This is a genomic window from Pseudomonas syringae group sp. J309-1 (assembly GCF_032582135.1).
Classification (GTDB): Bacteria; Pseudomonadota; Gammaproteobacteria; order Pseudomonadales; family Pseudomonadaceae; genus Aquipseudomonas; species Aquipseudomonas quasicaspiana.
Window position 1 is genome coordinate 39,596 of the sequence record NZ_JAWHNU010000040.1, and the last position, 23,183, is coordinate 62,778.

At 56.6% G+C, this 23,183-nt stretch carries 29 protein-coding genes; 17 read left to right on the forward strand and 12 right to left on the reverse strand.

Annotated features, from left to right (window positions below; translation table 11 throughout):
- Positions 1–59: 59 nt before the first annotated feature.
- The 3 genes from RX972_RS19710 to RX972_RS19720 all read right to left on the reverse strand — a co-directional run bounded on the left by RX972_RS19710 (position 60) and on the right by RX972_RS19720 (position 2,478).
- On the reverse strand, positions 60–626 hold the full coding sequence (locus RX972_RS19710) for a peptidylprolyl isomerase (protein WP_027902946.1): 567 nt from the start codon (positions 624–626) through the stop codon (positions 60–62).
- Positions 627–740: 114 nt separating this feature from the next.
- A complete protein-coding gene (locus RX972_RS19715) occupies positions 741–1,541 on the reverse strand; it encodes an alpha/beta fold hydrolase (protein ID WP_027902947.1) in 801 nt (266 codons plus the stop codon).
- A 13-nt stretch (positions 1,542–1,554) separates the two neighbouring features.
- Positions 1,555–2,478, reverse strand: coding sequence for a LysR family transcriptional regulator (locus RX972_RS19720; protein ID WP_122807284.1), 924 nt, complete (start codon positions 2,476–2,478; stop codon positions 1,555–1,557).
- A gap of 59 nt (positions 2,479–2,537) precedes the next feature.
- On the opposite strand from RX972_RS19720, the gene RX972_RS19725 reads away from it, so the two are divergent.
- The 4 genes from RX972_RS19725 to RX972_RS19740 all read left to right on the forward strand — a co-directional run bounded on the left by RX972_RS19725 (position 2,538) and on the right by RX972_RS19740 (position 6,381).
- Positions 2,538–2,852 (forward strand): 3-phosphoglycerate kinase, encoded by a 315-nt coding sequence (locus RX972_RS19725; RefSeq protein ID WP_122397328.1) that lies wholly within the window; start codon positions 2,538–2,540, stop codon positions 2,850–2,852.
- Between the two features lie 282 nt (positions 2,853–3,134).
- Positions 3,135–3,734 carry an FMN-dependent NADH-azoreductase gene (locus RX972_RS19730; RefSeq protein ID WP_099270732.1) on the forward strand — a complete coding sequence of 200 codons (600 nt, stop codon included), beginning with the start codon at positions 3,135–3,137 and terminating at the stop codon, positions 3,732–3,734.
- Between the two features lie 255 nt (positions 3,735–3,989).
- Positions 3,990–5,204 carry an aldose 1-epimerase family protein gene (locus tag RX972_RS19735; RefSeq protein ID WP_122397330.1) on the forward strand — a complete coding sequence of 405 codons (1,215 nt, stop codon included), beginning with the start codon at positions 3,990–3,992 and terminating at the stop codon, positions 5,202–5,204.
- 310 nt (positions 5,205–5,514) lie between these two features.
- Positions 5,515–6,381 carry an EamA family transporter gene (locus RX972_RS19740; protein ID WP_316877707.1) on the forward strand — a complete coding sequence of 289 codons (867 nt, stop codon included), beginning with the start codon at positions 5,515–5,517 and terminating at the stop codon, positions 6,379–6,381.
- A 52-nt stretch (positions 6,382–6,433) separates the two neighbouring features.
- Here the strand turns inward: RX972_RS19740 and RX972_RS19745 are convergent, their stop codons facing one another.
- The 3 genes from RX972_RS19745 to RX972_RS19755 form a co-directional block, all read right to left on the reverse strand.
- Positions 6,434–7,219 (reverse strand): Fic family protein, encoded by a 786-nt coding sequence (locus RX972_RS19745; protein WP_231678191.1) that lies wholly within the window; start codon positions 7,217–7,219, stop codon positions 6,434–6,436.
- Positions 7,216–7,488 (reverse strand): hypothetical protein, encoded by a 273-nt coding sequence (locus RX972_RS19750; RefSeq protein WP_099270726.1) that lies wholly within the window; start codon positions 7,486–7,488, stop codon positions 7,216–7,218. Before RX972_RS19750 ends, RX972_RS19745 begins: the two co-directional genes overlap by 4 nt.
- A 91-nt stretch (positions 7,489–7,579) precedes the next feature.
- Positions 7,580–8,833: a mechanosensitive ion channel family protein gene (locus RX972_RS19755; RefSeq protein WP_122707281.1), complete on the reverse strand. Its 1,254-nt coding sequence runs from the start codon at positions 8,831–8,833 to the stop codon at positions 7,580–7,582.
- A gap of 181 nt (positions 8,834–9,014) precedes the next feature.
- On the opposite strand from RX972_RS19755, the gene RX972_RS19760 reads away from it, so the two are divergent.
- Both RX972_RS19760 and RX972_RS19765 read left to right on the forward strand, forming a co-directional pair.
- Complete coding sequence (locus RX972_RS19760; protein ID WP_316877711.1) at positions 9,015–10,361, forward strand: DEAD/DEAH box helicase; 1,347 nt, start codon at positions 9,015–9,017, stop codon at positions 10,359–10,361.
- Positions 10,362–10,552: 191 nt separating this feature from the next.
- Positions 10,553–10,948 carry a transcriptional regulator gene (locus RX972_RS19765; protein ID WP_099270723.1) on the forward strand — a complete coding sequence of 132 codons (396 nt, stop codon included), beginning with the start codon at positions 10,553–10,555 and terminating at the stop codon, positions 10,946–10,948.
- A gap of 178 nt (positions 10,949–11,126) precedes the next feature.
- On the opposite strand, the gene RX972_RS19770 is transcribed toward RX972_RS19765, so the two are convergent.
- The 4 genes from RX972_RS19770 to RX972_RS19785 form a co-directional block, all read right to left on the reverse strand.
- On the reverse strand, positions 11,127–11,996 hold the full coding sequence (locus tag RX972_RS19770) for a DUF6279 family lipoprotein (RefSeq protein ID WP_099270721.1): 870 nt from the start codon (positions 11,994–11,996) through the stop codon (positions 11,127–11,129).
- Between the two features lie 63 nt (positions 11,997–12,059).
- The gene (locus tag RX972_RS19775) at positions 12,060–12,785 is read right to left on the reverse strand and encodes a TorF family putative porin (protein ID WP_316877714.1); all 726 of its coding nucleotides are present in this window, start codon (positions 12,783–12,785) and stop codon (positions 12,060–12,062) included.
- 144 nt (positions 12,786–12,929) lie between these two features.
- A complete protein-coding gene (locus RX972_RS19780; protein ID WP_316877716.1) occupies positions 12,930–13,442 on the reverse strand; it encodes a hypothetical protein in 513 nt (170 codons plus the stop codon).
- Positions 13,443–13,613: 171 nt separating this feature from the next.
- Complete coding sequence (locus tag RX972_RS19785) at positions 13,614–13,802, reverse strand: hypothetical protein (protein ID WP_027898056.1); 189 nt, start codon at positions 13,800–13,802, stop codon at positions 13,614–13,616.
- A gap of 362 nt (positions 13,803–14,164) precedes the next feature.
- On the opposite strand from RX972_RS19785, the gene RX972_RS19790 reads away from it, so the two are divergent.
- Together RX972_RS19790 and RX972_RS19795 are read left to right on the forward strand one after the other, a co-directional pair.
- Positions 14,165–15,001 carry a S1 RNA-binding domain-containing protein gene (locus RX972_RS19790; protein ID WP_263268185.1) on the forward strand — a complete coding sequence of 279 codons (837 nt, stop codon included), beginning with the start codon at positions 14,165–14,167 and terminating at the stop codon, positions 14,999–15,001.
- 118 nt (positions 15,002–15,119) lie between these two features.
- A complete protein-coding gene (locus tag RX972_RS19795; RefSeq protein ID WP_316877722.1) occupies positions 15,120–15,521 on the forward strand; it encodes a DUF2177 family protein in 402 nt (133 codons plus the stop codon).
- Positions 15,522–15,773: 252 nt separating this feature from the next.
- Here RX972_RS19795 and RX972_RS19800 read toward each other — a convergent pair whose 3' ends face one another.
- Complete coding sequence (locus RX972_RS19800; RefSeq protein ID WP_316877724.1) at positions 15,774–16,154, reverse strand: hypothetical protein; 381 nt, start codon at positions 16,152–16,154, stop codon at positions 15,774–15,776.
- A 249-nt stretch (positions 16,155–16,403) separates the two neighbouring features.
- On the opposite strand from RX972_RS19800, the gene RX972_RS19805 reads away from it, so the two are divergent.
- From RX972_RS19805 to def, 3 genes are all read left to right on the forward strand, one after another.
- Positions 16,404–16,595: a CsbD family protein gene (locus RX972_RS19805; protein ID WP_087270630.1), complete on the forward strand. Its 192-nt coding sequence runs from the start codon at positions 16,404–16,406 to the stop codon at positions 16,593–16,595.
- A 221-nt stretch (positions 16,596–16,816) separates the two neighbouring features.
- Positions 16,817–17,779 (forward strand): YihY/virulence factor BrkB family protein, encoded by a 963-nt coding sequence (locus RX972_RS19810; protein WP_027901882.1) that lies wholly within the window; start codon positions 16,817–16,819, stop codon positions 17,777–17,779.
- Between the two features lie 48 nt (positions 17,780–17,827).
- The gene (gene def / locus RX972_RS19815) at positions 17,828–18,367 is read left to right on the forward strand and encodes a peptide deformylase (protein ID WP_099270706.1); all 540 of its coding nucleotides are present in this window, start codon (positions 17,828–17,830) and stop codon (positions 18,365–18,367) included.
- A gap of 136 nt (positions 18,368–18,503) precedes the next feature.
- On the opposite strand, the gene RX972_RS19820 is transcribed toward def, so the two are convergent.
- Positions 18,504–18,914 carry a GNAT family N-acetyltransferase gene (locus RX972_RS19820; RefSeq protein WP_316877730.1) on the reverse strand — a complete coding sequence of 137 codons (411 nt, stop codon included), beginning with the start codon at positions 18,912–18,914 and terminating at the stop codon, positions 18,504–18,506.
- A 32-nt stretch (positions 18,915–18,946) separates the two neighbouring features.
- On the opposite strand from RX972_RS19820, the gene RX972_RS19825 reads away from it, so the two are divergent.
- From RX972_RS19825 to RX972_RS19850, 6 genes are all read left to right on the forward strand, one after another.
- A complete protein-coding gene (locus RX972_RS19825; protein WP_206361717.1) occupies positions 18,947–19,132 on the forward strand; it encodes a hypothetical protein in 186 nt (61 codons plus the stop codon).
- A gap of 228 nt (positions 19,133–19,360) precedes the next feature.
- On the forward strand, positions 19,361–20,152 hold the full coding sequence (locus RX972_RS19830) for a phosphate/phosphite/phosphonate ABC transporter substrate-binding protein (RefSeq protein ID WP_316877732.1): 792 nt from the start codon (positions 19,361–19,363) through the stop codon (positions 20,150–20,152).
- Between the two features lie 216 nt (positions 20,153–20,368).
- Positions 20,369–21,382: an ABC transporter substrate-binding protein gene (locus RX972_RS19835; RefSeq protein WP_316877734.1), complete on the forward strand. Its 1,014-nt coding sequence runs from the start codon at positions 20,369–20,371 to the stop codon at positions 21,380–21,382.
- Between the two features lie 45 nt (positions 21,383–21,427).
- Positions 21,428–21,967, forward strand: a complete 540-nt coding sequence (locus RX972_RS19840) for a GNAT family N-acetyltransferase (RefSeq protein WP_316877735.1) — start codon at positions 21,428–21,430, stop codon at positions 21,965–21,967.
- On the forward strand, positions 21,964–22,455 hold the full coding sequence (locus RX972_RS19845; RefSeq protein ID WP_316877736.1) for a hypothetical protein: 492 nt from the start codon (positions 21,964–21,966) through the stop codon (positions 22,453–22,455). Before RX972_RS19840 ends, RX972_RS19845 begins: the two co-directional genes overlap by 4 nt.
- Positions 22,456–22,497: 42 nt before the next feature.
- Positions 22,498–22,935: a nucleoside deaminase gene (locus RX972_RS19850; RefSeq protein WP_027901889.1), complete on the forward strand. Its 438-nt coding sequence runs from the start codon at positions 22,498–22,500 to the stop codon at positions 22,933–22,935.
- Positions 22,936–23,183: the final 248 nt, after the last annotated feature.

Consider the following 23,183-nt stretch of genomic DNA (forward strand, 5'->3'; position numbering starts at 1 on the left):
TTGATCGGACCGCATGAAATCAAGAATGCTTAAACTGATTTCATGCGGACACGTTTAGCTTATTCGACTCGCTTGGCGGACTTGATGTAGATCGGGTCGAGAGGGACGTTCTGCATGCCTTGCTTGTTGCCGGACTGGGCGTTGACGATCTGGTCGACTACATCCATGCCCTTGACCACTTTGCCGAAAACGGCGTAACCGAAGTCGCGCACGCCGTTGTCCAGCATGGCGTTATCGGCCGTGTTGATGAAGAACTGGCTGGTGGCCGAATTGACTTGCGAGGTACGGGCCATGGCAACGGTGCCACGCACGTTATGCAGGCCATTGTTCGCTTCGTTCTTGATCGGATCTTTGGTCGGCTTCTGCTGCATTTGCGCAGTGAAACCGCCGCCTTGGGCCATGAAACCCGGGATCACACGGTGGAAAATCGTGTTGTTGTAGAAGTTGCTGTCGACGTAGCCCAGGAAGTTCGCAGTGCTGATCGGAGCCTTCTGGTCTTCGAGCTGGATTTCAATCGCGCCGAAGCTGGTGTCGAGCACGACGCGGGTCGGCTTGGCAGGTGTTGCAGCCATGAGGTTGGCGGCGAACAACACGGAGCAGGCGGCGATGACGATTTTTTTCAGCATGGGTCAGTTGATCCTGATTGATGGTTTCGACTGCGATCGATAATGCAGACACATGAAGCGATGCAGGCTGCAAGGTAATCACGTTTGGCTTTTTTTGCCCAGCGTGAAAGCGCTTTAGACGTTCACGTCAGCCTGTACGGCATCGATGAATTCCAGGGCGATACGGTTGAACTGCTCCGGGTGCTCAAGCGGCGTGGCGTGACGGGAGTCTTTGATGACCACCAGTCGAGCATTCGGGATCAGTCCCACGTACGCTTCTTTAAGCGCGACCGGTGTGTAATCCCGATCGGCACTGATCACCAGTGTAGGGCAGGTAATGCGCGACAGCTTGTGCTCGACGCCCCACCCGACGATTGCATCAAAGCTGGCCAGATAAGCGCGTTTGTCGTTGCTTGCAAAGCGTTCGGCCATGAGATGGCGTAAATGTGCATGTTCGGGTTTGGGGAACAGATTGTGACTCACCGCGTTGCCCAGGGTACGCATGCCCAGCAGCCGCGCCAGCACCCAACGCTTGGTGTATTGCCAGACATCGTTGGCGCTGCGCACTTTGACCTGCGGTGCACTATTGACGATGCACAGGCTTTTCAGCAAATGAGGATAATCCACCGCTAACTGGAAACCGATCATCCCACCCATGGACAGCCCCAGTACATGCACCTGGCCCAGATTGAGGTGCTCGATCAGCGCTTCGACATCGGCACTGAAGCCACGAATGCTGTAGCGCTCCCGGGGTTTGTCGGAGCGCCCGTGGCCGCGCATGTCCATGGCGATGACCCGATAACGGGCGGCGAATGCCGGGATCTGATACTCCCAGTCCCGGCAGCTTGAGCCCAGGCCATGCAGCAATAGCAAGGGTGGGCCCTGGCCATATTCTTCGTAATGCAACGAGCAGCCGTCATGTTCGAAATGGGCCATGGACAGGTCCTTGTCAGGCTTGTTGAGGCGCGGCGAAAGCAGCGGTCAGCGGTGCGGTATCAAAGGTGCGGATCAGTTCGATGAGAATCTGCGTCGCTGGCCCCAGTGGTTTGTCTTTGCTGGAGTAAAGATAGAAGGTCGGGTTACGACTGCCACCTTTGTCCATCGGCAATGCCTTGAGTACACCTTCACGCAGTTCGCGTTCGATCAGGTGACGCGGCAACCAGGCAAAGCCTAGACCACTGCTGACAAATGTCGCGGCGGTCGGCAGGCTGCCGACCGTCCAGCGCTGCTCAGCGCCCAGCCAGCCGACGTCTCGGGGTTGCTGACGGCCGGAATCGCGGATCACCACTTGCAACTGGCTTTCCAGATCCTGAAAGGTCAGTTCTCGGTGCAATTGATGCAGTGCATGTTCCGGGTGGGCGACGGCGACGAACTCCACGGTGCTCATTTCAGTGCCCAGATAACCGGGAATGCTGAAGCCACTGATCGCCAGATCGGCAACGCCTTCGAGCAAGACTTCTTCTACCCCTGACAGCACTTCTTCGCGCAGCCTGACGCGGCAGCCACGGCTTTGCGGCATGAAGGCTGTCAGTGCCCGGACCAGTCTTGCGTTGGGATACGCGGCATCCACCACCAGACGCACTTCGGCTTCCCAGCCTTGCTCCATGTGATGGGCAAGGTCTTCAAGCTGGCTGGCTTGTTTGACCAATTGCCGGGAGCGGCGCAGCAGCACGCCACCCGCTTCGGTCAGCACCGCCTTGCGCCCGTCGATACGCAACAGCGGCACGCCAAGCTGCTCCTGCATGCGCGCCACGGTGTAGCTGACTGACGACTGCGAACGATGCAGCACTTCGGCTGCCTGGGCGAAGCCGCCATGATCGACCACGGCCTGCAAGGTTCGCCATTGATCGAGAGTGACGCGGGGGGCTTTCATGTGATGCTCCTCTTTTGCTGCGCTTTATCCTAATCTGCAATCCCTTCTGGAGACTGCCGATGAACAGAATCTGTTGTGTATTGCTGGCGCTGCTGCCGTTGACGGCCTGGGCGTACCCCATCGAAGTGGAGAAAAGCTACGAGGGCGTTCAAGTCGACTACACCGCTCACGATAGTTTTCACGACATGGGCTCCATCACCGTGAACAACTACGGCGACGTCGACGCCAAATGCAGCGTGGTGTTTCGCAACGGCCCCGAAGCTCCCCGTACCCGGCGCATTACCGTGGCCGCGAAAAAAAGCGCGGACGTGACCGCCAAATTCAACCGCAGCATTATCAAGCTGCGCATCAGTCTTACCTGTAAAGCCGAATGATGCTGGTAGCCATGTGCCGTTTTTCTCAATTGATTCGCGCCTTGAAGGAGCTGACGAGCACCGCGAGGCTGCGATAGCGATTTGCCTGACACACCGCAATCGCAGCCTCGCGGTGCTCGTCAGCTCCTACAGAGCCTGACATGGCAGGTATCAGGGTAAACGAGCGGTAGGACAAAACAAATTATTAGATATTTTGTAGCAGGTTTTTACGCTTTTTAATCGATATGTTCACCCTTAACCTCCACTCCATCGAACACATCTTCTTCGTTGGAGCCACAGATCATGTCCCACGTCCTCGTCATCGAAAGCAGCGCCCGTCAGCAAGGTTCGGTTTCCCGCCAATTGACTCAACAGTTCATCGGCCAGTGGCAAACCGCGCATCCTGCTGATCAAGTGACGGTTCGTGATCTGGCCGCAGACCCTGTGCCGCATCTGGATTCGACATTGCTGGGTGGCTGGATGAAGCCCGCCGATCAGCGCTCGGCTCTAGAGCAAGCCGCACTGGAGCGCTCTGATGTACTGACCGATGAGCTGGTTGCAACGGACGTTCTGGTACTCGCCGCACCGATGTACAACTTCGCAATCCCGAGCACCCTCAAGGCATGGCTGGATCATGTATTGCGTGCCGGTGTGACCTTCAAATACGGCGAAACCGGTCCGCAGGGTCTGCTGGTCGGCAAACGCGCCATCGTTCTTACGGCTCGCGGCGGTATCTACGCTGGCAGCAGCCTGGACCATCAAGAACCGTACCTGCGTCAGGTACTGGCGTTCATCGGCATTCACGACGTTACCTTCATCCACGCTGAAGGCTTGAACATGGGCGGTGACTTCGTCGAGAAGGGTATGAACCAGGCCATCGCCAAACTGGCTCAGGTGGCCTGATCTGAAGCATTGCTGCGCGCTCTAATGAATCGACTTCCCCTTGGCACCTCCCGCTCCTGGGTGCATGGCCCGATAGATCCCCTTTTTTGGCGGGTTATCGGGCTTTTTTCTTTTGTGTATTTCAGCGACGACTTCGTCTGAATTGCATTTCCTGTTTGTCTGCATTTTGACTAGACTCGGTTGGTAGCTGAATCGATTAATCCGATTCAGCCTGATGCTGCTGCGAATCCAATAATTCCAATAAGGACTACCCCAATGAAACCTCTTGCCTGGCTTTTCGGCCTCAGCGCAATTGCCGTCGCTACACAGGCTGCCGCATGGGACTACGTGCTGCTCGACACCGACAAGCCCGCCCAGAACCAGCAAATCACCAGCGCCCAACTCGGGGTCAAGACCGACAAACCGTTCTCCATCACGATGCGCACGCTGCATGGCGGTCGGCAGGAAGGTGTGAGCGTAATTGATATCGACAACGGCACGATGAAGCTTACGGTGGTGCCCACCCGCGGCATGAACGTGCTGCAAGCGTCTGTGGGCGATGTGCGCATGGGCTGGGATTCGCCGGTGAAAGACATCGTCAATCCAGCGTTTATCGAACTCAATGGTCGTGGCGGTCTGGGCTGGCTGGAAGGGTTCAACGAGTTGGTGACCCGCTGCGGTTACGAATGGGTCGGGCACCCGGGCATGGATAACGGCGAGTTACTGACCCTTCATGGTCGCGCCGCGAACATTCCGGCCAGTAAAGTGACGTTGCACATTGATGAAAAGCCGCCGTTTGCCATCCGTCTCAAAGGCGAATTGAAAGAGCAGGCGTTCAAGAAGGTCGACTTCTCGGTGCAGACCGAACTGGTGACTGATGCCGGCAGCACGCGCTTCACCCTCAACGACACGTTGACCAATAACGGGGACTACCCGAAGGAATATCAGGCTCTGTATCACAGTAACTTCAGCACGCCGTTCCTGGAGCAGGGCGCGCGTTTCGAAGCGCCGGTGAAGCAGGTGTCGCCGTTCAACGAAAAGGCCAAAGGTGATCTCGGTGATTGGCAAACCTATCGCGCGCCAACACCCGACTACGACGAAACCGTTTACAACGTGGTGCCTTATGGTGATGCCAAGGGCGAGACCCTTGCGGTCCTGCATAACAAAGGCGGCAGCCTGGGTGTGTCGCTGGGCTTCAATACCCAGCAGTTGCCAGTCTTCTCGCTGTGGAAAAACACTGACACCAAAGGCCAGGGTTATGTGACCGGTCTGGAGCCGGGCACCAGCTTTTCCTACAACCGCCGTTACCAACGCCCGCTGAATCTTGTGCCGACCATTGGTCCCAAGGAGCAACGCCAGTTTGAGATCAGCTACAGCTTGTTAGCCGACAAAGCAGCAGTCGATACCGCGCTGGGCAAGGTCAAAGATATCCAGGCCGGGCGTGCGACCGAAGTGCGTAAAGAGCCGTTGGTGGATTTGAGTAAGGAGTAAGCCTCGTCAGGCGGGCAGATGTGTCTTCTGTAGGGGCGACTGCTTCGTCTCCGCCGCTGCGTTGTCTCACAGCAAGCTCGGTCCCATGTGGGAGCGGTGCTTGCCCGCGATAAGAACACCGCGATTTATCCTTCGACCGCGCCGCCCTTATCGCGGGCAAACACCGCTCCCACAAAAAAACCTTATTTATTCAGTGAGTTATGTTTTGTTTGATAGGCACGCGCAAGCTACATGAATTGAATTCGCCGTGCTTTATGGACACCTAATCCCCCAACCCGTTAAGGTCGCCGCCTTCAACGGGGGAGTGCTCATGGGTTATCTACTTATCGTGACGCTGATCCAGGCGTTTTCATTCAGCCTGATCGGCGTTTTTCTGGCAGGGCATGTCGACAGCTACTTTGCTGTGCTGATCCGCGTCGTACTGGCCGGGCTGGTCTTTATCCCGCTGACTCAATGGCGTAGGGTGGAGCCGGGCTTCATGCGCGGGATGCTGGTCATCGGTGCGCTGCAATTCGGCATCACCTACGTCTGCCTGTACCTGAGCTTCCGGGTGCTGACCGTGCCGGAAGTCCTGCTCTTCACTATCCTCACGCCACTGCACGTAACCCTGATCGAAGACGCACTCAATCGACGCTTCAACCCGTGGGCCCTCTTGGCCGCACTGGTTGCCGTATTGGGCGCAGGCGTGATTCGTTGGGACGGCATCGACGGCAACTTCCTTGGCGGTTTCCTGCTGCTGCAAGTGGCCAACTTTACCTACGCCGCAGGTCAGGTGCTGTACAAACATCTGGTCGCGCGCTACCCCAGCGATCTGCCGCACTACCGGCGCTTCGGCTACTTCTACCTGGGGGCGCTGATCATCGCCTTGCCCGCGTTCCTGATGTTCGGCAACCCGCAAAGGTTGCCGGACGCAGCGGATCAGTGGGCAGTGCTGCTGTTCCTCGGGTTTTGCTCCACGGCGCTGGGCATGTATTGGTGGAACAAGGGAGCGTGTCTGGTCAACGGCGGCACCCTGGCGGTCTTCAACGTCCTGCATGTGCCGGTCGGGCTGCTGATCAACCTGCTGATCTGGAACCAGAACGAACCGCTGGAGCGTCTGGCTTTTGGCGGGGTGCTGATTCTGGTGTCGTTGTGGGTTAGTCGGCTTGGTTCGATGGGGCGGAGATCCGCATCTTGAAGACTCAACAGAAGGTTACAGATTCTGAACCTTCTGTTGAGTGACGCTTCTTTCAGGGATCTGTCCGGTATCGCTTTTTGGCGGCTTGGGCCCTGTAGCGCTCTAGCATTTCTGGCGTATTGGCGGCTCCTGCAACGTAGACTTCATCGTCCATTGCGTTGACAGGATGCGCGCCATCCAGGCCTTGAATGCTTACGATCTGATCAAGCCAATCGTCACGGCTAGTAACCGGGCGAATAAAGTTGCTCAGATAGCAGTCGAGAATTCCCAGTTCGGGCGAATCAATTTCCTGGCTGAGCGCTTGGAGGTAAGCATTTTTCTCAGTCGCAGCCCAGGCGATTGAGAATCCGGCGCGGAAGCATAACTCCATGTGCACGAGTAAGATCGCTCTACCGTTGCCGTCGAGAAAAGGATGGGCGAAAGCAAACAGGCCCATGATGGTCCCGGCTTTTTCTTTCATTTTATTTTTGTCGCTAGCCAGGCGCAGGGCATAGTCGACGGCGAGTTTTATCTGCTCGGGTCTTTCGAATTCAGTACGGAAAGGCGAGTCTACGTCGCCCTTCGAGATTTCTTTGTCGGGGGCCGTGGAAAGCCGATCGCGACCGGCCCAGTGATAGAAGTCCTGAAAAAGTGTCCTGTGCGTCTCCAAAACTGTTTGATAGGAGATTTCATCAGTTGTAGCGAGCATATCCAGTGCCGACTCGATTCGAGAGGTAAAGGCAACATGCTCCATACGTTTAACTTTTTCGAGATCCTTCTCGGCAGTAGCGTTCTCCAGATATCCCTTTGTTTTAAAAGTACCAAATGGGTCGAAAACGGCGTGACGTCGGCTGCTCATCGAGCTACTGGATACTTTACGTTCGCCTTGAGCTCATCCAGATAACGCGAGTGCAGTTTCATCATGTCCGGACCAGCGATGAAGCCTTTCCGGCTGAGGCTGATGAGCAAGCCCTCGATATCGTCTGGATTCACTTCGTCGCCAGCCAGGCGGGTGACTACACGAGACACCTTATCCAGCCTGGATTCGGTGTAGTGAACACCGTTGCGTTCCGCTAGAGATCGAATGAATCCGGATACGTTCTTCTCGGGGATATTCAGGGTTGCCATGTCGAAGGGCCTCCTTCTGTAGTTGTCGCAGTGTAGCAAAACTGAGTATGGACGGGGGTTGGAGTCATTGCGCGGAAGATTCAGAAAGGCATCACTTACCCGCCAACCCCACCCGCATATCCGACCCGCTCGGTTGCTGATAAACCCCAAGCCCGAACTCCGGCAGCACCGCCAGCAGGTAATCGAAAACATCGCCTTGAATGCGCTCGTAGTCGGCCCACACGGTTGTGCGAGTGAAGCAGTAGATTTCCAGCGGCACGCCTTGGGACGTGGCTTCCAGTTGGCGGACCATGCAGGTCATGTCCGGGTGAATGTCGGGGTGGCTTTTCAGGTAGGCCAGCGCGTAGGCGCGGAAGGTGCCGATGTTGGTCATGCGTCGGCGGTTGGCGGATAGCGCTGCGACGTTGCCCTGAGCCTCATTCCAGGCGAGCAATTCCGCCTGTTTGCGGCTGATGTAATCAGTCAGCAGATGCACCTGGCTGAGCTGCAACTCTTCATCGTCACGCACGAAACGTACGCCGCTGGCGTCGATGAACAGGCTGCGCTTGATGCGTCGTCCGCCGGATTGCTGCATACCACGCCAGTTTCTGAACGACTCTGACATCAGGCGCCAGGTTGGAATGGATACAATCGTCTTATCAAAGTTCTGCACCTTGACCGTGTGCAGCGTGATGTCGACGACATCGCCGTCGGCGCCGACCTGCGGCATTTCGATCCAGTCGCCCACCCGCAGCATGTCATTGCTGGTCAGTTGCACACTGGCCACGAACGAGAGCAGGGTGTCCTTGTAGACCAACAGAATCACCGCCGACATGGCACCCAGACCCGAAAGCAGCAGTAACGGCGAGCGGTCGATCAAGGTGGCGACGATGATGATCGCGGCAAAGATATACAGAATCATCTTCGCCAGCTGTACATAGCCTTTGATCGAGCGGGTACGGGCGTGGGTGGTGCGGGCATAGATATCGAGCAGGGCGTTCAGCAGCGTCCCGATTGCCAGTGTCATGAACAGAATGGTGAACGCCAGTGCGATGTTGCCGATGACGTTCTGCCCGGTTTTGCTGAGGTCAGGTACCAGGTTCAGGCCGAACTGGATCACCAGTGAGGGGACCATTTGCGCCAGCCGATGAAAGACCTTGTTGTGGCGTAAGTCATTGACCCAGTGCAGTGCGGGCTGACGGCCCAGTATTTTTGTAGCGTGCAGAATCAGAAAGCGCGCCAGTCGCCCGGCGACCAGCGCGACGACCAACAGCAACAACAGGCCGAGGCTCGCATGCAGGACGGGATGTTGATCAAGAACTGCCCAGAGATCCTGGGCGCGGCGCCACAACGATTGAATATCCATAGATGATCTTAAAAATCCGGTAGAGAAAAGCGCCGCAATTAGAACATTCATGGCGCAGATAAGGGGACACCTTGGCAAATTGCGTAACAAAATCAGCCATTGGTGGTAAAGAAACTCGGCTCGGGCGGCCGAAACCGTTACGCTATGCGCCGTATTTTTGTATTTCGTCGAGGTAACACCCGTGTTTTCCCAATTCGCCCTGCATGAACGCCTGCTAAAAGCCGTGGCCGAGCTTAAATTCGTCGAGCCGACGCCGGTGCAAGCTGCCGCCATACCTCTGGCGCTGGAAGGGCGTGATCTGCGGGTGACGGCGCAAACCGGCAGCGGCAAGACTGCTGCATTTGTATTACCGATCCTCAATCGTCTGATGGGTCCGGCCAAGGTTCGCGTCGACATTCGTGCCTTGATCCTGCTGCCGACCCGTGAACTGGCGCAGCAGACGCTCAAGGAAGTCGAGCGTTTCTCGCAGTTCACGTTCATCAAGTCCGGTCTGATCACCGGCGGCGAAGACTTCAAGGTCCAGGCCGCCATGCTGCGCAAGGTGCCGGATATCCTGATCGGCACTCCAGGCCGTTTGCTGGAGCAATTGAACGCCGGCAACCTGGACCTGAAAAACGTTGAAGTGCTGGTCCTCGACGAAGCTGACCGCATGCTGGACATGGGTTTCTCCGAAGACGTCGAGCGTCTGGCCAATGAATGCGCCAACCGTCAACAGACCCTGCTGTTCTCGGCCACCACCGGCGGTGCCGGTCTGCGCGAAATGATTGGCAAGGTGCTGAATAATCCGCAGCACCTGCAAGTCAACAGCGTCAGCGAACTGGCTTCCGGTACGCGTCAGCAGATCATCACCGCTGACCACAATAGCCACAAGGAACAGATCGTCCACTGGCTGCTGGCCAACGAGACGTATCAGAAGGCGATTATCTTCACTAATACCAAAGCTCTGGCCGACCGCCTGTATGGCCGTCTGGTAGCGCTGGATTACAAAGCTTTTGTGTTGCACGGCGACAAGGATCAGAAAGACCGCAAGGCCGCTATCGACCGTCTGAAGCAGGGCGGCACCAAGGTGCTGGTTGCTACCGACGTTGCCGCTCGTGGCCTGGACGTTGAAGGTCTGGATCTGGTGATCAACTTCGACATGCCGCGCAGTGGCGATGACTACGTTCACCGTATCGGTCGTACCGGCCGTGCGGGTGCCGAAGGCCTGGCTATCTCGTTGATCTGTCACGGCGACTGGAACCTGATGTCCAGTGTCGAGCGCTACCTCAAGCAGACCTTCGAGCGTCGTACCATCAAGGAAGTCAAAGGCAGCTACGGCGGGCCGAAGAAGGTCAAGGCTTCAGGTAAAGCCGTTGGAGTGAAGAAGAAAAAAACCGACGCCAAGGGTGACAAGAAGAAAACCGGTGCCAAGGCCCCAACCAAACGCAAAATCGCCAACCGGCCGAAGACCGACGCCTTGTCGCTGGTCAGCAAAGACGGCATGGCCCCGCTGAAAAAGCGTAAGACCGAAACGCCTGCGGCTGAGTAAGTTGCCCGCAATTCTCTCGTAGGACCGGTTAAAGCCGGTCCTGCGCTGAGAGCTCTGATTCATCTCCATCCAGTCACCATCGGGCAGCTTCGGCTGAACGGGGCGCTTCAGCACCTGTCACAATTTTCAGCTGCAAGCCTGATGGCCAGATTTCACGGGCCATTCCCCCAAGTTGACTGGAGGTAATAACAATGGACAAACCTTATGACTGGGACCTCGTCGAGCGCCTGTTGCACGAAGTACAGAACAGTGCCGACGACACTTTCAAACCCCGCGAGTACGCAGAGGACCACGCCGCCGCGTCAGCTGCAGTGGGAGAGCCGGTAGCAAATCTGGATCACCTGAAGGTCGTTGCCAGTGAATACGAGAAGCTGCTGCTGGACCGCGGGTTTATCCAGTCACGTCCGGAAGCAGAGGGCGGCAATGGCGAAAACTTTGTCCTGACCCCGCGTGGCGCACAGTTGCTGGCATTGATCGACAGCAGCATACCCGGCAATGACCACCCGCGTCAGGTGCTGGATGAACAACAGGATGCGCTGGATCCGGCAACCTTTGAAGAGGTTGCGGCCAAAGCACAGATTGCTTGAGGAATGCCTGCAGGCTGCTGAATTGAAATGCATCCCTGTAGGAGTGAGCTTGCTCGCGATAGCGCTTCGCCTGTCATGTATTTCGTGACCACCTGAACGCTATCGCGAGCAAGCTCACTCCTACAGGGCCCAGGCATGGCGAATAGAGTGCATGCTCCCTCTTGCATGATCGACAGATTCAGCTTGCTTGAGCCGCCTTCAAACAGCTCAAATCCGTAAAGTCTTTCCTGGTATCGGCGATCTTGCTCAGCAGGCGCTGGCGCTGCTCAGGCGTGCTCTGGGCCATCAGGTCCACCAGCAACGAGATGGCCGCCTGTTCGGTCCTGTCGTAGGCCTCGCGATATTCAGGCGTCCAGAACGTCTCGCGATCCTGCAACAGTTTCGCAATCTTCGAGGGGAAGTCTGGCGCTTTGCGATCCTGTACCGTCGCAACGAAGCGCTTCTGCCAACTGGCCCGGTTATCAAGCCATGCCCGATTCTGTTCGCCAAGCGATTGCGACCAGCTCTGAATGCGTTGTAGCTGTGCGGCGTTGAGTTTGCCCATCCACGGGGTCAGGCGTTTTTCCATGCGCTCGGCACGGTCGCTGATCTGTTGGGGCAGGGGCTCTTTGAGGTATTCGTTCTCACGCTTGCGCTGGTCCTTGGCAAAGGCGTTCTGCATCTCCTGCACCTGCTTGTCGTCCAGCTGGGCGAGCAACTCGACGGCAGACGGGGTGATCTGCCGTGATATCTGCCCGATCGCCAGCTTGGCCTCATCGGTGCGTGCCTGCAGTTCATCGGCCGTGACCTGATTGGTTTCGACCATGCGTTGCAGGCGGTCCAGCCATCCCAGATAGCCCGGCAACTGAGTTGTGCAGTGCCAGCTCAAATGCTCCTTGAGGCGCTCATCGAACCAGTCTTTTTGCGCTGAGTTCATCTCCAGATAGTCGCTGAGCGACCAGGGAATGATGATGTCGAGATTGCGGTACGCCAGCCCAACGCGCGTACAACCGCCAAGAATGAACACGGCCATCAACAATGAAATGAAGGCTTTGAACGGGGTACGCATAACGACTCCTCGATGGACCTGCTTGTTTGTGTAGAGCGGGCCAAAGAGTAGCAGTTCACTGAATTAGAAGAATGAACGCACAGCCTTGAGGGTAAGAGTGCCTTCGCAATTCGGATTGTGACCGCTGTAAGCGCTGCAACCGTCACCGGTCAGGCTTGAGCCGCTGTAGATCAGGTTCATGTCGAGCCCAAGCCAGGGGCGCGACAGATTCAGCGACCAGTCATTGAAACTGGTGACCATGCTGCCATCCGAGATTTGCTGTGGCGCATCGTACTGATGGTTGGCGTACTGCATGCGCACGCCCAGGCCCAACTGTTCGACTCCGCCCAGATCGACGATCAGGGTACTGTCACGACGCCCTACATCGTTGCTGAAAGCTGCGCCAATGCGGCTGTCGAGAATGCGCAGGCCAGCGTAAAACTCGTGTGTATCGATCTGACTGGTGTCCGGGTAGCTGTAGCGGATCATGCCCAGTTCGTAGCCGAGGGTCTGATCGAACGGTTTCTTGAACCCCATGTAGGAATCCAGCTCCAGCGTGCTGTCCTCGGTAACGCCAACATTGGGCGTCCACTGGCCGAAATAGAAGCCGCTGTCGTGGGTCAGGTCCAGCCCGCCATGGAATGACCCCGAGCCGCTCTGGGTTACCAGGCCTTGCGCCATGCTGCGCGTGGGCGATGTACCCAATTTCAGGCTGAAGTCTCCCAATTCCCGCTCAATTACCTGGGCGGATGCATGCTGACAAACAAGCAGGGCGCTTAGGGAAAACGCGTAATGGCGAAAATTGAGCATCGTGCTCACTCCTTCATGTTACGGAGGGGGCAGGTTGAAATGGCCAAAGGCCCAACGGGAAAAACAGGGGAGCCGCGATCTAGAGCCTCGCAGCATACCTACGAAAGTCGTAGAGCGAAGACCGTTCGTCGATCCACAGGAGATTCAGTTCGACGCGGTCGCTTGAGCCGTAGGGATAATCAAGCCGCGAATGACCACCAATGCCTGATCGAACGAGGGGTAGCCACTCTTGGCGACATCCAGTTCAGCGTACTCGGCACGGTATTCTTCGGACTTCTTTTGATCGGTCATGCTGAGCTGCTGGGAAAGCAGCGCGATTGCCAGCGGGTGCTTGTGTCTGGCGGCATCTTCGAGCAATTCGATTACCCTGGGCTGGTCTGATTGCTGGCGAATCAACAGCACCGCCAGGTAAAACTCGGCTTCGCCCGATGAGTCGTTCACGCCCGCCCGGCGCAGCATGGCTTCGGCCAGTTCGTAATTCTCACGATCGGCTTCACTGATCAACAGCTTGGCTTGCAGCATATCGTTCTGATACAGCAAATGCTCTGCGCGACAGTCGCTGCCCGAGGGGTGGCCGTCGTCAGGAACCGTATTGCAATTGTGAGACGCGCAGCCTGTCAGGTAGATCAGTGCGCCGAACAGCATCCAGTTCTTCATTCGTGCATTCCGCAAAAGGCTGGCTTCAAGACATCATCCTGCCCGTCGTCGAGCGACTAGGCAATGGCGGCCTTGCAGTCAGGATGAAACGGGTATGTGCAACGAAGATTAGCAAGCTCTGGCGCCTTGGGAGTCAAGACGCATAGAGATCGAAAACTGGAACGAGGGGAATTACTTTTTGCCGAGGGTGATCTGTTTGGACGGGCCGAAAGTCTGGCCGCTGACGCCTTTGGCAATCTGCTGGATTTCGCCACCGGACTTGAGGAAAGCAGCAATCTGGGCGTTGATCGAGTCGCTCGTTTCAACGGCTGGAGCTGGCTTTGCTTTCGAGTTGGATGCTTTTACACGCATGGCTGCCATTAACCTATATAAACTTGATACGGCCAGCAATGGTACACGAATGGCTTGACAATTGCTTGGGAAATATCCTCTTAAACTCACAGGAAATAATCTGGCCGTGGGGGCTAAATAATTAACAATATCGGGCTAACCGGTTGTTTTGACTGATAAGTTATTTCGGCGATTATTTTTCAGCGCCTGAAAATCAAGCATTTACAGCGCCTGCGCATCTGACGAATGGAGCGTCTGACGGGTTCATCGCCTGCAAGCAAATATTTGATTTTTTTGGCCTTTTTGAATGTCGGGTGCAGCGACATTCTGCGTCAGCATCATGGCCCGCAAACTCGGGTAGAATGCCGCCCACGTAATGAGGGTATTTGCACATGGCTTTAATCGGGCGTTACAACAGCTTGCAAGTGGTTAAACACACTAACTTCGGTCTTTATCTGGATGGCGGGGCGGACGGCGAAATTCTGCTGCCCAATCGTTATATTCCCAAAGATATTCCCAGCGAAGATGAAGACTGGCTCAACGTTTTCATTTATCTGGACAGCGAAGACAAGCTGCTGGCCACCACAGAAAAACCCAAGGTTCAGGTCGGTGAGTTCGCCAGCCTGAAGGTGGTTGAAGTCAACAGCATTGGCGTGTTCCTTGACTGGGGTCTGCCCAAGGACCTGCTGCTGCCGTACTCCGAAGAGAAGCGCACGTTACAGGCCGGTGATTACTGCGTGGTGCATGTCTATCTGGACAAACACACCCGTCGCATCACCGCGACTGCACGCCTGGACCGCTATCTGGACAAGACGCCTGCCAGTTACAGCTTGGGTCAGGAAGTCGACCTGCTGGTGGCTGAAGCGACTGATATGGGCTTCAAGGCGATCATCAACAACAAACACTGGGGCCTGATTCACAAGAATGAGGTCTTCAAGTTCATGCGCGCCGGCAAGCAGGAAAAGGGCTACATCAAGGAAGTCCGCAGCGATGGCAACATCAGCCTGAGCTTGCAACCGGTGGGCGAGCAAGCCGCCAGCAGCCTGAACAACAAGATCCTCGGCAAGCTGAAGGAAAACAACGGCGTACTGCCGGTCAGCGACAAGAGCGATCCGCAAGTCATCAGCAACCTGTTTGGCGTCAGCAAAGGCAATTTCAAGAAAGCCATTGGTGCGTTGTACAAGCAAGGCCAGATCGTGATCCACGCAGACCGCATCGAGCTGGTCTGACGTTCATCGGTTAAAGCAGGGACGATGGATCGTTCCTGCCTGGCATGGGGTCCAACCCGTCAATGCTCATCAAGGTCGCTCCGCGCAATGCGGACCCACTCAGACAAGGACGCCTTTCATGAAAAGAAACCTCACTGCTTACTTCATCATCTTGCTGACCTTTTTGGTCCTGGACGGCATCTGGCTGGGCTTGTTGATGGGGCCGAGCTATCGGGCCTGGCTTGGGCCGTTGATGCTCGACAAACCGGTGATTGCGCCCGCCGTGGTTTTCTACCTGCTGTACGCCTTTGGCTTGCTCGTCCTGGCGGTGCAATCAGGGTTGCGTCGCGACAGCGTCAGCCACGCGGCCAAGCGCAGTGCGTTGCTGGGGCTGGTGGCTTACGGCACGTATGACCTGACCAACTGGGCCACGCTGCAAGGCTGGCCTGCGCAGTTGGCGCTGGTCGACTGGGCGTGGGGAACGTTTGCTTCAGCTGTGGCGGGGACGGTCGGATTTCTGGTTGCTCGACGTATTGCCTGATGTCATCCGCAGGAGGTCGCCCGGTATCTCTGACACAGCGCTATCGCGCAGCAAACATTGGACCTGTAGGAGCGCGCTTGCCCGCGATGGCGTAAGGTCAGTCGATGAATGTATCGCCAGTGCTAACGCCATCGCGGGCAAGCGCGCTCCTACAAAAAAGTATTCCAGGTCAGGTGGATTGTACGTAGCGATCCGTCTGACACCCGCCATCGCAGGCGTCGTAAACTTGGTGCGCCCCTACGAATCAACGGCTCACGGCTGTAAGAAATCCGCGAAGCTCAAATTCGCACCCAGCGGCCTCACATCCTTCAGATAAGAATCCTTGTCCGCGCTCAGTTCCAGGCTGACGGTGGACTTGCGCTGGCCTTTATTACGAATCACCAGACCTTCCATGTGATCACGCAGGAATACCGTGGTGACCTTCAAATGCAGTAATTGGTCGCTGCTCGGCGTGTACAGCAACAGATGCACCCATTCGTACTGACCCACCGCCAGGCGCGGCACGGGCAGGTCGAACCACCAGATGTTCTTGTTGGTATTCAAGGTTGCAAAGTGGGTGTTGTTGGTACCCAGCACGGCACCGCCCAATTCCTGGTTCCGGCGTGCGATGGCCTGCTTTTTATCGAGTTTCATAATGTTCCTGCGGATCGTTGTATTCAGCGCGACGGGCATTGGCCCGACGCAGCCGGATTGCGTTGCGCATTCTCGTGGGTTGCTGCGCAAACTTAAAGCCAAAGTTTCACCGAGCGGTTTTATCAAGCTCATGAGCAGCAGACGAACGGCTGTCACGTTCATGAAAATACTTGAAACTCTGCGCAAAAGGGGCAGGTCAATTATTACGTCGAGGCGATGACCTCTCATTGATTCTGCGGAGTAAGACCTATGAGCAGCACTGGCGATAAAGTTAAAGGCATGGCTAACGAAGCAGTCGGTAACGTCAAGCAAGGCGTGGGTAAAGCAACCGACAACTCCAAACTGAAAGCTGAAGGCAAGGCCCAGGAAATCAAAGGCGAAGCCCAGCAAGCCAAAGGCAAGGCCAAAGACGCAGTGAAGAAGGGCGTCGACAAGGCGTAAGCCGACTAGCCGGGTTAGTCCTGGTGTTGAGCAACGGCCATCTTCGGATGGCCGTTGTCATTTTCAGCGTCTGTAAACCAAGGTTTTGAAACCTTTTTCAGGCCGTCCAGTCCACTGAATTAAGGTAAAACGCCATTATCTGCGAACAGCTTGTGTAAGAGGCGCAGTACCCATCAATGTGAATGTGTAAGCTGCGTCAGTTATGTAGCGAAGGAGACGCCATGATTTTCCCGGAATTGCGCCAACTGCCACTGGGCAAGGTGATGGTCCGTACGGTTAGCGAATTTCTCGATGACGAGATGTCTACCTATGCGTCAGCGTTGGCCTACCAGATGCTGTTCTCGCTGTTTCCTTTCCTGCTGTTTCTGATTGCCCTGATCGGTTTTCTGCACCTGCCGGATTTCTTCTCCTGGCTGCGGTTGCAGTCAGAGCTCGTTTTGCCGCCTCAGGCTTTGGAGCAGGTCAACCCGGTTATTGATCAACTGCAGCAGTCCAAAGGCGGGTTGCTCTCGATTGGTATCGTCATCGCGCTATGGACCGCCTCGGCCGGTGTGCGCTTGATGATGAGTGCGATGAACGCCGCCTATGACGTGGTTGAAGGCCGCCCGGTCTGGAAACGCATTCCGCTGTCGGTGGCTTACACCATCGGTATCGCCATGATGATGCTGGCGGTGGCCGCGTTGATGGTCACCGGGCCGCAAGTCATGAACTGGATTGCCGCGCAGATAGGCATGGAAGACTTCATCGTCACGCTCTGGACCATCCTGCGCTGGCCGCTGATCGTCATGCTGCTGATGGTGGCTGTGGCATTGATTTATTACGTCATGCCGGACGTGAAGCAGGAGTTTCGCTTTATCACGCCAGGCTCTGTGCTGGCGGTCGTGGTGTGGATTATCGCCTCGTTGGGCTTTGGTTATTACGTCAAGACGTTCGCTGACTACAACGCCATGTACGGCAGCATCGGTGCAATCATCGTCTTGCTTCTGTATTTCTATATTTCGGCAGCGGTGCTATTGCTGGGTGCCGAGATGAACGCCGTAGTCGAGCATATGTCGGTTGAAGGCAAGGACAAGGGCGAGAAAGTAGAAGGTGATGGCGCAATCGAGTCCACAGAGAAACAGCATGTTTCCGGTCTGGGGCGTGACCATTCTCTGCCGCTGCCTGCCAAGGCCGGGGAATCCTGAGCCGGAGTGTGGCAGGATGAGGTTTTTTCGCTAAGGAGCCCGGCCCGCATGATCCACCCCATTCTGAAAATGGGCGATGAGCGTCTCTTGCGCATCGCCCCACCTGTGCCTCAATCGATGTTCGGCAGCGCTGAGCTCAAGACCCTGATCGCCGACATGTTTGAAACCATGGAAAGCGTCGGCGGTGTTGGTTTGGCGGCTCCGCAGATTGGCGTAGACCTGCAACTGGTGATCTTCGGTTTTGAACGCAACGAGCGTTATCCGGATGCTGAAGCCGTACCTCAGACGATATTGCTTAATCCTGTGATCACGCCGTTGCATCCGGCCGTTGAAGAAGGCTGGGAAGGTTGCCTGTCTGTGCCGGGTTTGCGTGGCGCGGTTAACCGCTTTCAAAGTATCCGTTACGAAGGCTTCGATCCGGACGGCCAGCCGGTCCTGCGCGACGCCCACGGCTTTCATGCCCGCGTAGTGCAGCACGAATGCGATCACCTGATTGGCCGCCTTTATCCTTCGCGTATTACCGACTTCAGCAAGTTCGGCTTCATGGACGTGATGTTCCCGGATATGGATCCGAATGCGGATGAGTAACGCCTAGGCAGAGTGCATTCGTGCTCTGGGCTGGAATGCATTCTTGTAGGAGCGCCCGCGATACAGTCTGTCAGTCGACGAATCTATCGCCTGTGCTGAAGCTATCGCGGGCAAGCGCGCTCCTACGGTTCAATATCTACCCCTTCCTCTGCATCGCCATCAACGCCTTGGTCTTCTGATACCGCGCCAGCTTGTCCGCCAGCATCGGCGGCAAATCTGTTGTGAGTGCAAAGGCTGACCGTTCGTAAAACCTCACAAGATCCGGGTGGCAAAACAGCCAGACCGGCCCGTTCAGATCCTTGAGCGCGCTGGCGATCAGTCTTCCTGCAACGGTCCGTCCTCGCCACTGCGGCGCCACGAACAGCCCGGTCAACCAATACCCGTCAGCCACCGGCATAAGACTCAGTGCGCCGATGATTTCCTGCTGCCGTGCCACCCACATCTGTGCCGCTCCGGACGAGCGCATTGGCGAGCGATGGGAGCGGTAGAACTTGTCCAGCAGGGGCTGGCAGAGCGACGGTAGAGGGCAGAATTCAGTCTCGGACATCAGGCAGGGCGCACTTCAGAGGGGCGGCAGGAATGGCTGCTTATCATAGCGTCGAATCGGTGTATAACAGAGAGCAGATCCTTGACCCTGGAGCACGCATCATGAGCAAAGGTATGGATTCAAAGAAAGCCGCGAAGAAAAAGCCCGCCAAGACCGCCGACGAAAAACGCGCCGACAAAAAAGCCAAGAAATCCGATACGGGGCTTTTTGGGCATTGAGCCCAAGCGGAGCCTGGCATTTGGGCTGAAACAAGATTCACTGTGGGAGCGAATTTATTCGCGAAGGGTTCCTTCCTGAAAAATATCCGGGTCTGACCCACCGCATTTGCGAATGAATTCGCTCCCACACGAGCCGTCTCAGATACCTTGCGCGAAGTCTGGCGGGCCCTTGCACACGCAACGCATTTTTCGTCTATGGTTGGCCCAACCGCTTTGACCGGATTTGCCATGATTCAGGGTTTTGCCGAATTATCGATGTACACCGCACCAGAACGCGTCGCGCAGGCCAGCGAGGCGTGGCTTGCGCGGATCGTCGAAGTGCTCGGCGCGCAACGTTTGCAAGGCGCGCTCGATCTGCCAGAACTCTGGCTATCCAGGCAGTTACTGCTCGCACAGACCTGCGGTTATCCGTTGATGACGCTATTGCGCGGCAAGGTTCGCCTGATCGGGCGGCCTGCTTACGAGTTGCCCAACAGCGCCGATGGCCTGCATTGCAGCCTGCTGGTGGTCCGGGCTGATGACCCTCGTCGATCAGTCGCGGACTTTCTCGGCAGCCACGGCCTCGTCAATAGCGAAGACTCCAACTCCGGTATGAACCTGTTGCGGCATACCGTTGCACCGCTGCAGCAAAACGGGCGGTTTTTCTCGCAGGTGTCCCTTACCGGTGGGCATCGCCACAGCCTGCGTTGGCTCAAGGAGCGGCGCGGTGATATCGCAGCCATCGACAGCGTGACTTTCGACTATCTGGCCCGGGATACCAGCGAGGAGGTCCGCGGTTTGCGTATTCTGGCGCGCACTGCTCATGGCCCATGCCTGCCTTTCATCACGTCGTTGAGCATCGATGTCGCTCAGGCAGAGGTCATCCGTCATGCCATGAATCAGGCTCTGTCGGACTTGCCGAATGTCGCACAGGCGCTGGCGATCAGTCAGGTGTTGGCAGCCCATCAAGACGATTATCAGATACTGCTCGACTATGAACGTCAGGCGGCCGAGCAAGGGCTGCCTTCATTAGCTTTTTAAGACAGGAGGCAACTTGTTGGCGAGATGGGCTGACGCGGTTCTTCAGGCACTTCGCGCTCCTGCCCCGTGCATTGCGAAGGCTCTGACGTGTCGCTCCAGAAGCAGGCCGCCTATGCATGAGTACAACTTATCGCCGTCTGCCGATGTCGATACCTTTCAAGTCTATCTAACAACGAATTTCCCAATCAGGCCGGGCCCGGCCATCCAGAGGTGACCATGACATCAATCAGAACCCTGCTCGGCTGTTCACTCCTGGCCCTTGGCCTGTTGGGGCAACCCGCAGTGGCGGCGGAAAAGGCAGCACCGATCAACTTCGGCGACATCACCTGGGAAAGCGGCAGCTTGATCACGGAGATCCTGCGCACCATCGTCGAGAAAGGTTATGGCTACCCCACCGATAAGCTGCCGGGCAGCACGGTGAGCCTCGAAGCCGCGTTGGCGAAAAACGATATTCAGGTCATCGGCGAAGAATGGGCCGGGCGCAGTCCTGCCTGGGTCAAGGCCGAAGCCGAAGGCAAAGTGCACGGGCTCGGCAATATCGTCAAAGGCGCGACCGAAGGTTGGTGGGTGCCGGAGTTCGTGATCAAGGGCGATCCCGCCAAAGGCATCAAACCGCTGGCCCCGGACCTCAAGTCGGTGGCTGACTTGCCTCGCTACAAAGACGTCTTCAAAGATCCTGAGTCGCCGGACAAGGGCCGTTTCCTCAACAGCCCCACTGGCTGGACGTCAGAAATCGTCAACACCCAGAAACTCAAGGCTTATAAGCTCAATGACAGCTACGTGAACTTCCGGACCGGTTCTGGCGCGGCGCTGGATGCAGAGGTCAGTTCTTCGATTCATCGTGGCAAACCTGTGCTGTTTTATTACTGGTCGCCGACTCCGCTGCTGGGCCGCTTCAAACTGATCAAGCTGGAAGAGCCGCCGTTCGACGCCGAAGCCTGGAAAACCCTGGCCGACGCCAATAACCCGAACCCACGAGGCACTCGTTCTCTGGAACCGCGCCTGAGCATCGGCGTCTCGGATGCATTCCACAAACAGTACCCGGACTTGGTCGCGTTTTTCGAAAAGGTCGACCTGCCGATTGACCTGCTTAACCAGACCCTGGGGCAGATGAGTGAAAAACGTCAGCAGCCCAAAGAGGTTGCCCAGTTGTTCCTCAGGCAGCATCCTGAAGTCTGGAAGGCCTGGGTGCCCGCCGACGTGGCCGGGAAAGTCAGCAACGGATTGTGAGTCGCTGCGCTCCCGGCAGACCCCTGAAAGGCTGATGGTTGAGCCATGACCACTGACGTTGTACTCGAGACGCAGCGCATGATTCTGCGCCAGTTAAGCAGCGCCGACGTGCTGCCAATGACGCAGATCCTCAGTAATCCTGAGGTGATGCGTTATTCGGTGCGGGGCGTCCTCAGCGAGCGCGCAACGGCGGAGTTCATTGACTGGTCTTTGCAATCTTATGCGCACCACGGCTTCGGGCCGTGGGCGGTGGTCGAAAAAGCCAGCGGTGTCCTGATGGGATTTTGTGCTCTGAATCGTGAGAGTGTCGACGGCGTTGAAGAAGTGGAGATCGGCTATCGCCTGGCGCCGCAATTCTGGGGGCGTGGCCTGGCCACGGAGATTGTCCGTGCGACGCTGGCTTACGGCTTTGGACACCTCGGGCTGCGCTCGATCATCGCCATCGTTCAGCCCGCCAATGTTGCTTCCGTGCGCGTGATTCAGAAGGTGGGTTTCAACGCATTTGTTTACAGCCAATACCACCGGTTAGGCGTGAAAATCTATCGTTTGAACCGGGATGAGTGGTTGGCGGAGGAGACTTCATGACCATGCACAAGTCAGTGACCGGCAACTTGTTTTTTGCCTTGCTGCTTGGCCTTTGGACAAGCGTTGAGCAGAGTGTCCAGGCTTCAGAGGTTGATGACAGCGCCTTGGCGTATGTCGAAGACCGGCACCTGGGCGAAAGCCTTGGTTGGCTGGGCTATCAGGTTGCTTCGCGTACTGCGACGTTTGGCAGCATCGTCGAGTCGGTTGGGAAGACGCAGGCGCAGGAACTGGTCAAAGATGAGTTGCAGCGGTTGCAGCCGCAGTTCCAGTCGCAATGGGATCGCAACATGGCTGCGGCCTATGCGCAGTCCTTCAGCGCTGATGAACTGCGCGCACTCAACCGCGGCGACAAAGAACCGCAACTGGCCAACAAACTCAGGGCCAAACAGAATGACGTCGGTACCGACATGAAGGCGCGCTCGGCCGACCTGCTCAAGGAGTTTGTTTCGCAGGCGCTGAACAGCGCTATGGCGAGGCTGCCACAATGATGCACATTACTTTTCTTCAGACTCAGGAAACGAGGTAGAACCATGGACCCATTCATGCAGGCCGCAATCGACGAAGCTCAACTGGGGCTAGCCGAGGGCGGTATTCCCATCGGTTCAGTCATCGTTCACGACGGTCAGATCATCGGCCGCGGTCATAACCGTCGGGTTCAGGAAGGCAGTGCTATCAAGCACGGGGAAATGGACGCGCTGGAAAACGCGGGCCGCCAGCCTGCCAGCGTTTATCGCGACGCCGTGCTCTACACCACACTGTCACCTTGCTCGATGTGCAGCGGGGCGATTCTGCTGTACGGCATCCGCAAGGTCATCGTCGGTGAGAACCAGACCTTCATGGGCGAAGAAGCACTGCTGCGCTCGCGTGGCGTGGATGTCGAAGTGATCGACAATCATGCCTGCGTGGACATGATGAAAGGCTTCATCGCCAGCAAGCCAGAACTGTGGAATGAGGATATTGGGGAGTAGGGCGTAGCTGTCCTTATCAAACAAGATGCACCTGCAGGAGGTCGCCCAGTCTCCCTGACACAGCGCTGTCGCGCAGCAAACGCGGCTCCCTGTAGGAGTGAGCTTGCTCGCGATAGAGTCAGTTCACGCGATAAATTCGTCGGCCATGAAATCGAATCGCGAGCAAGCTCACTCCTTGTATGTTGCTCCTGCACCAAGGAGAAGGGTTAGTCTCTAAGGTGTGACATACGAGAAATACGTTTCTGGGG

Bases quoted from the DNA above. Each gene is read 5' to 3' on its own strand.
- RX972_RS19710 (WP_027902946.1), bottom strand. From the start codon at position 626: ATGCTGAAAAAAATCGTCATCGCCGCCTGCTCCGTGTTGTTCGCCGCC.
- RX972_RS19715 (WP_027902947.1), bottom strand. From the start codon at position 1,541: ATGGCCCATTTCGAACATGACGGCTGCTCGTTGCATTACGAAGAATAT.
- RX972_RS19720 (WP_122807284.1), bottom strand. From the start codon at position 2,478: ATGAAAGCCCCCCGCGTCACTCTCGATCAATGGCGAACCTTGCAGGCC.
- RX972_RS19725 (WP_122397328.1), top strand. From the start codon at position 2,538: ATGAACAGAATCTGTTGTGTATTGCTGGCGCTGCTGCCGTTGACGGCC.
- RX972_RS19730 (WP_099270732.1), top strand. From the start codon at position 3,135: ATGTCCCACGTCCTCGTCATCGAAAGCAGCGCCCGTCAGCAAGGTTCG.
- RX972_RS19735 (WP_122397330.1), top strand. From the start codon at position 3,990: ATGAAACCTCTTGCCTGGCTTTTCGGCCTCAGCGCAATTGCCGTCGCT.
- RX972_RS19740 (WP_316877707.1), top strand. From the start codon at position 5,515: ATGGGTTATCTACTTATCGTGACGCTGATCCAGGCGTTTTCATTCAGC.
- RX972_RS19745 (WP_231678191.1), bottom strand. From the start codon at position 7,219: ATGAGCAGCCGACGTCACGCCGTTTTCGACCCATTTGGTACTTTTAAA.
- RX972_RS19750 (WP_099270726.1), bottom strand. From the start codon at position 7,488: ATGGCAACCCTGAATATCCCCGAGAAGAACGTATCCGGATTCATTCGA.
- RX972_RS19755 (WP_122707281.1), bottom strand. From the start codon at position 8,833: ATGGATATTCAATCGTTGTGGCGCCGCGCCCAGGATCTCTGGGCAGTT.
- RX972_RS19765 (WP_099270723.1), top strand. From the start codon at position 10,553: ATGGACAAACCTTATGACTGGGACCTCGTCGAGCGCCTGTTGCACGAA.
- RX972_RS19770 (WP_099270721.1), bottom strand. From the start codon at position 11,996: ATGCGTACCCCGTTCAAAGCCTTCATTTCATTGTTGATGGCCGTGTTC.
- RX972_RS19775 (WP_316877714.1), bottom strand. From the start codon at position 12,785: ATGCTCAATTTTCGCCATTACGCGTTTTCCCTAAGCGCCCTGCTTGTT.
- RX972_RS19780 (WP_316877716.1), bottom strand. From the start codon at position 13,442: ATGAAGAACTGGATGCTGTTCGGCGCACTGATCTACCTGACAGGCTGC.
- RX972_RS19785 (WP_027898056.1), bottom strand. From the start codon at position 13,802: ATGGCAGCCATGCGTGTAAAAGCATCCAACTCGAAAGCAAAGCCAGCT.
- RX972_RS19790 (WP_263268185.1), top strand. From the start codon at position 14,165: ATGGCTTTAATCGGGCGTTACAACAGCTTGCAAGTGGTTAAACACACT.
- RX972_RS19795 (WP_316877722.1), top strand. From the start codon at position 15,120: ATGAAAAGAAACCTCACTGCTTACTTCATCATCTTGCTGACCTTTTTG.
- RX972_RS19800 (WP_316877724.1), bottom strand. From the start codon at position 16,154: ATGAAACTCGATAAAAAGCAGGCCATCGCACGCCGGAACCAGGAATTG.
- RX972_RS19805 (WP_087270630.1), top strand. From the start codon at position 16,404: ATGAGCAGCACTGGCGATAAAGTTAAAGGCATGGCTAACGAAGCAGTC.
- RX972_RS19810 (WP_027901882.1), top strand. From the start codon at position 16,817: ATGATTTTCCCGGAATTGCGCCAACTGCCACTGGGCAAGGTGATGGTC.
- def (WP_099270706.1), top strand. From the start codon at position 17,828: ATGATCCACCCCATTCTGAAAATGGGCGATGAGCGTCTCTTGCGCATC.
- RX972_RS19820 (WP_316877730.1), bottom strand. From the start codon at position 18,914: ATGTCCGAGACTGAATTCTGCCCTCTACCGTCGCTCTGCCAGCCCCTG.
- RX972_RS19825 (WP_206361717.1), top strand. From the start codon at position 18,947: ATGGCTGCTTATCATAGCGTCGAATCGGTGTATAACAGAGAGCAGATC.
- RX972_RS19830 (WP_316877732.1), top strand. From the start codon at position 19,361: ATGATTCAGGGTTTTGCCGAATTATCGATGTACACCGCACCAGAACGC.
- RX972_RS19835 (WP_316877734.1), top strand. From the start codon at position 20,369: ATGACATCAATCAGAACCCTGCTCGGCTGTTCACTCCTGGCCCTTGGC.
- RX972_RS19840 (WP_316877735.1), top strand. From the start codon at position 21,428: ATGACCACTGACGTTGTACTCGAGACGCAGCGCATGATTCTGCGCCAG.
- RX972_RS19845 (WP_316877736.1), top strand. From the start codon at position 21,964: ATGACCATGCACAAGTCAGTGACCGGCAACTTGTTTTTTGCCTTGCTG.
- RX972_RS19850 (WP_027901889.1), top strand. From the start codon at position 22,498: ATGGACCCATTCATGCAGGCCGCAATCGACGAAGCTCAACTGGGGCTA.